This window comes from Immundisolibacter sp. (assembly GCF_041601295.1).
Lineage (GTDB): Bacteria > Pseudomonadota > Gammaproteobacteria > Immundisolibacterales > Immundisolibacteraceae > Immundisolibacter.
Genome location: NZ_JBFIII010000100.1, coordinates 1 through 10,490, shown reverse-complemented (window position 1 = coordinate 10,490; position 10,490 = coordinate 1). Strand labels below are relative to the sequence as shown.

At 65.0% G+C, this 10,490-nt stretch carries 6 protein-coding genes; 2 read left to right on the top strand and 4 right to left on the bottom strand.

Annotated features, from left to right (window positions below; all coding sequences use genetic code 11):
- The 4 genes from ABZF37_RS11980 to ABZF37_RS11965 form a co-directional block, all read right to left on the bottom strand.
- The coding region (locus ABZF37_RS11980; protein ID WP_372720220.1) for a transglutaminase family protein at nt 1–1,862 on the bottom strand (1,862 nt) is incomplete at its 3' end.
- Nucleotides 1,862–3,145, bottom strand: coding sequence for a DUF58 domain-containing protein (locus ABZF37_RS11975; RefSeq protein ID WP_372720218.1), 1,284 nt, complete (start codon nt 3,143–3,145; stop codon nt 1,862–1,864). The genes ABZF37_RS11975 and ABZF37_RS11980, both read right to left, overlap by 1 nt.
- 27 nt (nt 3,146–3,172) lie before the next feature.
- Nucleotides 3,173–4,159, bottom strand: a complete 987-nt coding sequence (locus ABZF37_RS11970; protein WP_372720216.1) for an AAA family ATPase — start codon at nt 4,157–4,159, stop codon at nt 3,173–3,175.
- A 53-nt stretch (nt 4,160–4,212) separates the two neighbouring features.
- Nucleotides 4,213–6,081 carry a sulfotransferase gene (locus ABZF37_RS11965; protein WP_372720214.1) on the bottom strand — a complete coding sequence of 623 codons (1,869 nt, stop codon included), beginning with the start codon at nt 6,079–6,081 and terminating at the stop codon, nt 4,213–4,215.
- A 170-nt stretch (nt 6,082–6,251) separates the two neighbouring features.
- Between ABZF37_RS11965 and ABZF37_RS11960 the strand changes: the two genes are divergently transcribed.
- A complete protein-coding gene (locus tag ABZF37_RS11960) occupies nt 6,252–8,093 on the top strand; it encodes a sulfotransferase (protein ID WP_372720212.1) in 1,842 nt (613 codons plus the stop codon).
- A gap of 586 nt (nt 8,094–8,679) precedes the next feature.
- A partial coding sequence (locus tag ABZF37_RS11955; RefSeq protein ID WP_372720210.1) for an inverse autotransporter beta domain-containing protein occupies nt 8,680–10,490 on the top strand: 1,811 nt, incomplete at its 3' end.

The following is a 10,490-nucleotide window of genomic DNA, read 5'->3' as shown; positions in this document are numbered from 1 at the left end:
TTCGGGGGGGCGCCCGCCCCGGCCACCGTGCCGTCCGGCGCAAAGCGGCCGGCGGAATACATTTCAAGAAAGTGGCGGGCCGCCGCATGGCGGGTCGACGACCAGCTCGTCGGCAGGTGTTCCAGATAGTCACCTGCCGTCCACTGCGGCCGCTCTGGCAAGCCACTGGCCCGCAGAAACTGGCGCCACAGCCGCGCCCATTCGCGGCCGCGCAGCGCGCGTGGACCCGTCCGACGCAAACGCCGGTATTCGCGCACGAACAATCCAGCCAACACCGCGAGCCCAGCCAGCAGCACGCCCTGCACCTGGCCATCGGTCAACTGTATCGCCCGCCACCACAGGTCCAGGTTCGCGAGCAGCCGCTGCCAGGCTCGCTCCAGCTCACCGCCACCAAAATCGGCCAGCACCAGGTCGTAATCCGGCGGCGTGGCGTCCAGCGTATGCCAGCGACCGGCCTCGTCCTGCCACTCGCTCCAGGCGTGGGCATCGCGTTCACGCACCAGCCACAGGCTTTCGCTAAGCGGCTCGGTCACCAGATAGCCGGTCACCAGGCGACTGGGCACGCCATTGGCGCGCAGAGCCAGCACTGACGCGGTGGCATACCAGAAACAATGTGCCGGCTTGCGCTTGAGGAAAAAATCCTTGAACGGCGCGTCGCGGTTCAACGCGAACCGCAGGCTGTACTGACGCCCGCGCAGCTCCCCCGCCACGCGGGCGGCGGTCTGTGTCGCGTCGGCGCCCGCCAGTTGCCCCGCCGCGGCTTGCAACTCGGCGTCCCAGAACGCCGGCAGCGCCAGCGCCGCCGCGCCGGCACGCGACTCGCTGGCCGACGAACCACCGGCCAGCTGCCAACGTCGCGCTGCGCGGTCTGCAAACTGGGCACGCAGTACCCCGGTCCGATCGTAAGCCAGACTGGAATCGACCATGTCCACCTGGCGCGTGCCGGGCGGCACGAACACCAGGTCGTCGCGCCGCAGGCTGTGCACGGCCAGTGACCAGGTGTTCGGGCCGCTACCAAGACGGTATCGGCGGCCGGACTCCGTTGCCACGGACAGCAACTCCGGTCCCGACGCACCATCTGTTTTCCATTCAAGTCCCGCGCCCAGGGTCAGCAGGCGGTTGCCGACCAGATATTGTGGCGGCGTGCCACCGGTCACCGCCAGGCGCATCACCGGTCGCCGCGCTGGGCGCAAAAATCCGTCCGGCCGAAGCTGGGCCAGCGGCGAGAAGGCGGTTTCTCCACGCGGATTCGGCATGGCGCTGATCAGCGCGCCAATCAGCGGGCGCTGCGCGGCCTGCAGTGCCGGCTCGGTCAGCGGTAACAGCATGAGTGCTGGTAATAAAATCAGAATTCGCGGCAGCACACGCACGCCAAGTCGCGACAAGGCCGGCGCCAGAAACCCAGCCCCAGTGCCCAGCCATGGCAGCGTCAGGGTCAGGCCATCCGCCGGCACATTACGCGGAATCAGCAACACCAGGGCCAGGGTGCTGGCGGCCAGAATGTCCCCGCCGTTATCGCCAGCGCTGCCGGCCAGCGGCGGCAGGCGCGTGGCCAGTAACCACAGCATCAACACCAGCCCAGCCAGGCACAAGCCCGCAAACACGGCGAAATCACCTGCCCAGGAACCGGCAGGCACCAGATCCGCGAGCCCCAGATAACCCAGCAGGCCGCCGCTGACAAACACAATGAACGCCAGTCCCGGGGTTGGCGCCAGGGGCAGGCGTGGTTGCAGACGTACCAGCAGCGCCAGCGCGCTGAGCACCCCCATCACCACAGCGGCTGTCGGCAACTGCATGGAACACAACACATGCGCCCCGGCAGCCGCCACGGCGACACTCAGCACGACGTCGGCCAAGCGCATCAGGCGGTGATTTCCAGATTGCCGGGCGCGACCGGCAGCGGCGAACCACCATTGCCGGTAAGCCGGAAAACCAGCACCACATAACCGGCGCCACGCCAGGCCGATACCTGGGCGGCCAGGGTCTCGGACCAGTCCTCGGTGACCAGAAGATACAGCCAGTCCGGTCTGGGCACGGTCGCCGGCAACAGCGTGTGCCGGGCCGGTGGGCACGCCGCAATCGCGCGCTGCAAGGCGGCTTCGTCGGCCAGTGGCTGCCAGCCCTCAGCGAAGGCGACGGCTTGTACCGGCAGCGCCTCGCGCCGTGCGCGCGCCGCCAGTTCCAGCACCAGTGCCAGGCGCCGATCCAGCGCTTTGGCATTTTTTGGTCGCCGCTGCCAGGGCTTGAAACCCGCCACCGCGGTATCGCAGTAAATGGCGACCGCCCCGGCGGACAGCTCGGCACCATCCCTGAACACCCGCGACATCAGTTCGCCACGGCGGGCGCTGGCGCGCTGATCCAGACGAGTCGCCGGATCACCCGCCTGATACGGGCGCGAATGGGCGTACTCCAGCGCGCCGGCTGCGCGCGCTGCATGACTGCCATGTTTCAGGCAGCGGGACGCAAGTTGCCGCAATGGCGGCAAATTCACGGTGAGTGGCGGCGGCAGCACTGCCAGTTCCAGCGCCACCGGCACACGCAGCGTGCTGCGCGTGACAAACAGCGGGAAATAACTGTGTACCGCCAGCCCCGGCAAGTGCACCAGGCCCCGTGCGGTGGGCCTGACAATCACCTCGCACAGGCGACTGGCTCCCGGATCGACGCGCTCGACCACCGCACTTTGTGAGGCCGTCCCCGGCCGCCAACCCGGGCCGCGAAATTCGCGCAGTACCAGTTCTCGCGCTGGCCAGCGACCGGTATTACTGATTCGCACCCGGCTGCGACATGGCCGCCCGGCGATGGCTGTTTCGGATTCCAGGCGCTGTACGCGCAAACGCGGTCGCCACAGCTGTCCGACAGCGGCGCAGGCGGCAATCAGTAGCAGGCCGGCCGTGGCCAGATAAAGGTCAAAGCCGGGGTTGCTGGGGCGTGCCAGCAGCAGCAAAAGACCACAGGCCGTCAGCAGCACCCAGCCACCGGCGGTAAGGCCGTCGCGTAGTGCGCGCAGCGGCGTCAACCAGCCGCCGCGGCGTTCGGTCAGGCGCGGCACCAGGCGCAATTCGAACAACCAGCGCAGCATGCGCCAGGCGTGCAAGAACCCGTTCTCGGCTGGTACGCGCAGTGGACGGTCGGCGAATTCCTTCATGGCATGGCATTCGCCGGCGCGCTGGTGTCAGCGTGGCACCGGCACGCTGGCGATCAGTTCGTCCAGCAGCTTGCCGGTTGCCCGGCGATCGGCCTCGCGCCCCTGGCGTGGCAGCAGGCGGTGATCCCATACCGGGTGCAGCAACGCGCGAAGGTCTTCGGCCCGCACCGCCGCATGGCCCTGCAGCAAGGCCCGCGCCCGCGCGGCATCGGCCAGGTGGATGGCCCCGCGTGGCGAAATGCCCAGCCGCAGACGGGAGTCCTCGCGTGTCGCGCGGGCCATGGAGACGATGTACTGGGCCAGGTCCGGGTGCAGAAATATGTCCCGGGTAGCCTGTCGCAGACCTATAAGAATCTCGCGGCTGAGCCCGGACTGCACGGGCGATGCCTGGCGGTAATCGTCGAGCAGGGCCTGTTCGGCCGCCGCGTCCGGATAGCCGAGCCGGGTGGCGATCAGGAACCGGTCCAGCTGTGCCTCCGGCAGCGGGTTGGTGCTGTCGAAGTCGATCGGGTTCTGGGTCGCGATCACCGTGAACAGCGGCGACAGGGGATGGCCGACCCCGTCGGCGGTCACCTGGCCTTCTTCCATCGCCTGCAGGAAGGCGGACTGGCTGCGCGTGGGCGCGCGGTTGATCTCGTCCGCCAGCAGCAGATCGGTAAACACCGGCCCGGGAACGAACTCGAAGCGACCGTCGCCGGGGTGATAGACGCTGCCGCCGAGCACGTCGGCCGGCAAAATGTCCGAGGTGAACTGAACGCGGTTGAACTCCACCCCGAGCGCCCGTGCCAGACCCTTGGCCAGCGTCGTCTTGCCGACCCCCGGCACGTCTTCCAGCAGTACGTGGCCGCCGGCCAGCACCGTTATCAACAACAGTTCTATGACGGTCTCGTCACCCAGCCATACCGCTGTCATATACGCACGCGCCGCCGCCAGGACATCAACGTGCCCCAGACGCAAATCAGAAGCCGCGGCGTCGCGCGGCATGCTGCGAGTGTTTGCGGGGAGAATTGCCATGGCGGGGTACCTGCTTGCCTGTCACCACCGCTGCTATCGGCCGGAGCAACGCTTCAGTGTAGGGTCGCGTTGGCTTGCGAAGGAACACCGAGCTGGCCCAACTGACGGGCGACCGCTTGCACGCTGTCCAGCACCGGCAGGATTTCCGCTTCGTTTTTGCGCCATTTCTCCGTATCGGGCGCACTCAGGGTGTAGCGGGACAGGGGCAGCTTCGATGCTGTCAGCTCCTGCATGCGTGGACCGAACGGGATGTCGGCGAACTCGCATACCTGGCGCACCACCGTCGCCGTATCCGTGGATAGCTGCGCATAATCCACCGCGCACCAGCGCGCCGCCGGCAGCTGCGCCAGGTCGTCGAGGATGCACTGATTCGCCACCCGCCACTGGTAGGCGGCGATGTCCGCCAGAGCGTCGGGTTTGAGGGTCTGCCAGTCCGGCGGCAGCAGCAGCGACCAGGCGGGACCCTCCCAGCCGGGCAGCTTGGGGTAGGTCACAAACTTGCCCGACCGCCAGGCCTCCATGATGCTGCTGATGTTCGCGCGCGGCTCCCGGTGCAAAAATACAAACAGGGCGTCCGGGAACGCCGCGTTCAGAAAGGGAATGCGCAAGGCATTCTTGGGCGTTTTCTCCAGAAAACGCACGCTCTGGGGCCGGCTTTGCGCCGGCAACTCGGTCAGCCGCTTGCCGTCGCCGTTACGCAGGCCACGCCGGAATGCAGCCCGCAGGCGCGCCACGACCTCGGGACTGGCGTCGGCGGCCAGCAGGCGGTTGTTCAGGCGCCCGTTACGCAGTGGATTCAGCGCATCCTGCGACTCGAACTGGGCGTGGCTTTCGCCGCCGATGGTCCACAGCTGACGATTGGCCGCCAGGGTTTCGAACAGCAGCGTGCTGCCCGAGCGCGGCGCGGCGACGATGATGATCGGCCGCTGCATGCGATCGCGCGCGCGTCGGCGCGCCGAGCGCCTCGGCTGCTCGGCGCGGCAGGCGGCGGACAGGCGCGAACGCAACACTTCCATCGCGCCATGGCCGTTGCTGCGCAGCTTCAGGCCATCCCCGGCCACTCCCGCGCGGACCAGGCAATCGTCCAGCAGGCGACTGAATTCGCCATGACCTTCCGTCTGGTCACCGTAATAGCCCCACAGGTTGCGCCAGTCGGCGCGCAAGTCCGCCAGCAGGTGTTTGAAGGCGGCAGTCTCGTCCGGTGCGGCCTCGCCCTGGATATCGTCGACCAGCTCCTGCAACAACACGTCCATCTCGCCCGGCGCCATGACCGATGCCTCGGCAAACCGTTCGGTGCGAAGGTCTGGCCGAGCCTGCGGGTCGTACGCCACCGACACCATCAGTTCCCGCTGTGGCTGTGGCCCGGACGGCGCGAACGGTTGCTCCGAGCGACGGACCAGGTTCCACAGCCAGGCCGAGGCGGTGGTGTCGATTACCAGGTGGGTACGCGTCACGCCGCTGGGGTTGAGCACCTTGTGCATGCGCCAGTTATCGAACACCCAGGCCTCCCCAGGCGCCATGTGTACCTGGTCACCGCCGCACCAGAATTCAATCGACGGGTCGGTCACGATCGGCACGTGAATCCGTATGTGGTGATGCCAGTAGTGATGGATGTCGGTGTGCTCGCTGACGTTCTCGCCACTGGCCAGGCGCATGATGCGCGAGCGGCCGATTACTGACCGGAAACTGGCCATCACCTGCTGCATGTACGGGCATTTCCCCAGCGCCTGGGTCGGCTGCATCGAGCCGGTAAGGTCATCGTTCACGTCGCCGTCGGTTGCGACCAGGATCAGTGCCGAGTTGCCCACGAACCCCTGTGGATGCGGGCGCCAGTCGGGTTCGCCAAACTGCTCCAGTTCCTGGGCCAGACGCTGGGCGTCAAAGCGCATGGGCAGGCGGTAAAAGGTGGTGTCAAGCTTCATCTGGTACGGACCCACAGGCAGATGTGAACGGAATAGCGCGCAAGGTCGGCGTGTCGCGCCCGGCGGCAGTCAGCCGCTAGAATTATGCGCAATATCGGCGCGGCCCACCGCCGACCGGCTAAATGACGCCTTCAATGCATCCTGCAAATCACGCGCAACGGATACCCCCTGTGACCGACAAAACGACTCCCGCCGCCACTGACACGGCTGCCTGTTCCTGCAACAGTGGCCTACAGAACCGCAACTGCTGTGGCGCGACGGACGTCAAAGCACCCGGCGCCGACCAGATCAAGGCGCTGGAAGGCAATTTTCGGGAAGCCGTGGCGCGCTTTCAGGCCAAGGATCTTGCTGGCGCCGAGGCCTTTTGCGCGGGTGTGCTCAACAAGGCGCCAGGGCACCACCGCGCGCTGCGCATGCTGTTCGAGATTCAGAAGCTCAGGGGCAACGACTCCGCCACCGTGGTGCTGCTGCAGCGCCTGGCTCGGCTGCGCCCCAACGATGCTGACCTGGCCTGCGAGCTGTCCTTGTTGCTTTACAAGCGTCGCGACATGTCGGGCGCCCTCAAGCAGGCTCGCAATGCGGTGCGGCTGAATCCGCAGAATCCCCAGGCACATAACCTGATGGGCATGGTCCTGACCGACCTGAATCGCTTGCCGCCGGGCGAGTATCACTACCGCCGGGCGCTGGCCCTGCACCGGCCGATCGGCAAGCTGTGCGCCAATCTGGCCCTGAATCTGAAAAACCAGGGCCGGCTTGAGGAAGCACAGACCTTATACCAGCAGGCCGCCGGGCTCGAGCCGGAAAACATCGACACCCTGCTCGGCTGGGTGGGCTTGAAACAGGCAGCGCGCGACCTGCCCGGCGCCTGGGACCTGCTGGAGCAGACGCGCGAGCGCGCGCCGAAGCACCCCGGCGTGCGCGTGGCGCAGGCGGAACTGCTCAAACGCGAGAAAAAGTACGCCGAGGCGCTGGCCACGCTCGACCAGACGCCGGAAGGCGCGCCGGCCAAGAACCCCTGGCCGGGGCACTTTTACGCACGCGGCGACATCCTGGACAAGCTGGGTCGCTACGACGAAGCGTTCGAAGCCTTTGCCGAAGCCAACCGGCTGGTGCGAGACACCGGCAAGCGCAACTACGGCCGTAACTCGGCGCGCGCGCTGGTCTCGCGGCTGCAGGGCTTCTTCACCCGCGCCCGGGTCGATTCGTTGCCGCGCCTGGACAGCGGACACGGTGAACCGGTGCGGCCGATCTTCATCGTCGGCTTTCCCCGTTCCGGCACCACCATGGCGGAGCAGATACTGACCTCGCACCCGGCCATCAACGCCGGCGACGAACTGCCCTACATCAACGAACTGGCCCGAATTGCCCCCAACCTGCTCAACAGCGAACTGACCTACCCCAATTGCCTGGCCGACCTGTGGTTCGGCGAGAACATGGGCGTGCTGGCGGCGTTTCGCGATTACTACCTGCGCAAGGCCGAGCAAACCTCCCTGACAGCCGGTGCCGCCAACTGGTTCACCGACAAGATGCCGCTGAACGAGACCCACCTGGGGCTGATTCACCTGGTGTTCCCCGACGCGCCCATCGTGCACCTGATCCGGCATCCACTGGACGTGGTGCTGTCCACGTTCTCGATCGACCTCACGCACGGTTTCAATTGTTCGTATGCACTTGAAACCGCCGCCAGCCATTACGCTCTGGTGCGCCGCCTGGTGGACCACTACCGCGCAAATCTGGACCTGAACTACATGGCGGTGCGTTACGAGGATCTGGTCGCCGACCCCGAGCCGCACTGCCGGCAATTGCTCGAGTTCGTCGGTGAGCCCTGGGACCCACGCTGCCTGGATTTTCACGAAAACCGCCGCTACGCCCGTACCGCCAGCCACGCCCAGGTCACGGAGAAGCTCTACACCCAGTCGGTCTACCGGTATCGCAACTACCGCCAGCAGCTGGCGTCGGTGATTCCGGTGCTGCAACCGGCGATGGACAGCCTGGGTTACAGCGCCGACTGAACGCTGTGTCGCGCACGGGTGGAGCCGCTAGCGCTGGATATGCCAATCCGGAAGCGCTGAATAAATCCGTCCTGGATTTCTCAGCGCCAGCCATCGGAAAAGCGTGGTTTTCCGATGGCTCACAAAATCAGTGGCAGATAGCTACTGATTTTGGCAGCGCATCCTTGCGCTGCCGGAAACGCTGAATAAATTCACGGGCTCCCTAAAGTAATTTGAATGTGTGCCGTTAGCGCGGTAACCACGCACGATTTAATGGGGAAACTGCCGTGGCGACCGTGCCTTGTTACTGCATGTTCTGATGATCACGAAAGACCCTTGCGTGGGTCCACCAGAACCGGTAGCGGATGGACATTGGATCACCGGCACGAATCAGAGGAGGCAGCCGAGTTGATTGATCGCACTCAAGCCCACAAAAAAAACGCGCAAAACATTGCACAGCCAAGTTTGTGCGTGTTTAAATGCGGCCTGCTCAGTTGGGCGGCACGCCCCGATTAGTGTTCAGGCAGCCAGGGAGGCCGCCTACGCCAACAAGAATAGACAGTTAACCAGTTATTTTTTAACTACTTAAATGTAGGGAGTCGAACACATGGCCAATGCCAACGCGCGTTTCGGTGATAAAGCTGCAACCTTGCGTAACCAGGCGGGTCGCCCGCCATTTCGACCCACCGCGCTTGCCGCGGCTGTTGCCATCGCCCTGGTGCCTGCCTACGCGCGTGCCGACGAGTGGTCCCGCAACATCGAAATCAGCGGCCGGGCCGGCACCAACGACAGCTCGCACGGTGGCTTGGCCATCCTGCAGCCCCTGATGCAGGACGAAGACTCCCTTACCTACGCCGACCTGCGCGCCATCTTCGCTGATAACAGCACCAACGAATTCAACCTGGGTGTCGGCCACCGCCTGCTGCGCAACAACCGTATCCTGGGCGGCTACCTCGCCTACGACTGGCGCAAGACCGGCACCAATAACAAGTACAAGCAGGTGACCTTCGGCGCCGAGTCGCTGGGCGACACCTGGGACTTCCGTGCCAACTACTACCTGCCAGTAGGTGATAAAAAGAACATTGAAGGAGTTGTCAATACCGGCGGCAACTTCATCGGCAGTGGCCTGTTCTTCGATGGCATTGTCGAGGAAGCGATGGAAGGCTTCGACGCCGAAGTCGGCGCGCGTATTCCCGGCTCGCCGTATGAGACCCGCGTCTATGCCGGTGGCTACCATTTCAAGGGCGACTCCACCGACCGCGAAGCCAACGGCCCCAAGCTGCGCGTGGAAGTGCGGCCACGCAAGAACTTTGGCGTGGAACTGAGCTGGCAGGACGATAACCTGTTCGGTTCGCAGACCGGCCTGAAGCTGCGTTACTCCTTCGGTGGTCCCAGCGGTGAAGGAATCCGCACCGTCAGCGAGCGCATGACCCAGCTGGTCGAGCGTGACGCCGACATCAAGGAAAACTCCGAACTCGACTGGCGTGACCAGGTTTCCAACGACGACCGCGTCAACGTCGCCCCGTCCGGTGGCGTCATCCATATCGACAACAGCGCGTCACCGGGGGGCGACGGAACCAACGAGAATCCGTTCACCAATTTCGACGACGCCACGGTGGCCGGCAACCTCCCGGGCAGTACGCTGGTCCATGTGCACGCCGGCGAAGGCCCGTACACCGAAGACGTGACCCTGAGCAACGGCACCCTGTTGCTAGGCGAGACCATTGGCACTCTCACGCACCTGACCGACCCGTTCAGCGGCAAGCTGCGTAATTTCTATCTGCACTCATCCGAGGTCGGCAGCGACAACCCGGTAATGTACGGCAACGGCGCTGACGGCGGCGAAGGCGACATCATGGACGCCATCGTCACCCTGGCCGACGACAACGAAGTCGCCGGCTTTGACTTTGTCGGCGGCAACGGCGGTGGCTATGGCTCGCAGTTCGTCGGCGTGGGTGGCATCAACACCAGCAATGCCGATATCCACCACAACAACTTCTTGAGCGAAGGCAGCTTCGACACTTCGATCTTCCTGTTGGCCAACAGCTCCGGCAGCTTCACCGGCAACTGGATCCATGACAACAATATCTTCGGCGGTGGCGATGGCATCGGCATCTTCAGCTACGCCGGCCCGGGCGAGACCATCACCCAGGAAGTGACGATTTCCGATAATTTCGTCGGCTACGTCTATAACGTTGGTATCCAGGTTAATAACTCGGCGGGCTACGACGCCGTTGCCACCCAGACCGCCACGTTGACCGATAACGTCGTGCGGCGTTCCGGCGACGATGCCTTCCGAATCGGCAACGACGCCTATGACGGCGGCGACGCCACGCAAACGGCTACCCTGACCGGTAACTATGCCCTCTACAGCGGCACCGACGGCTTCGATATCGACAATGATGCCCGTCGCGGGAG

Bases quoted from the DNA above. Each gene is read 5' to 3' on its own strand.
- ABZF37_RS11975 (WP_372720218.1), bottom strand. From the start codon at position 3,145: ATGAAGGAATTCGCCGACCGTCCACTGCGCGTACCAGCCGAGAACGGG.
- ABZF37_RS11970 (WP_372720216.1), bottom strand. From the start codon at position 4,159: ATGGCAATTCTCCCCGCAAACACTCGCAGCATGCCGCGCGACGCCGCG.
- ABZF37_RS11965 (WP_372720214.1), bottom strand. From the start codon at position 6,081: ATGAAGCTTGACACCACCTTTTACCGCCTGCCCATGCGCTTTGACGCC.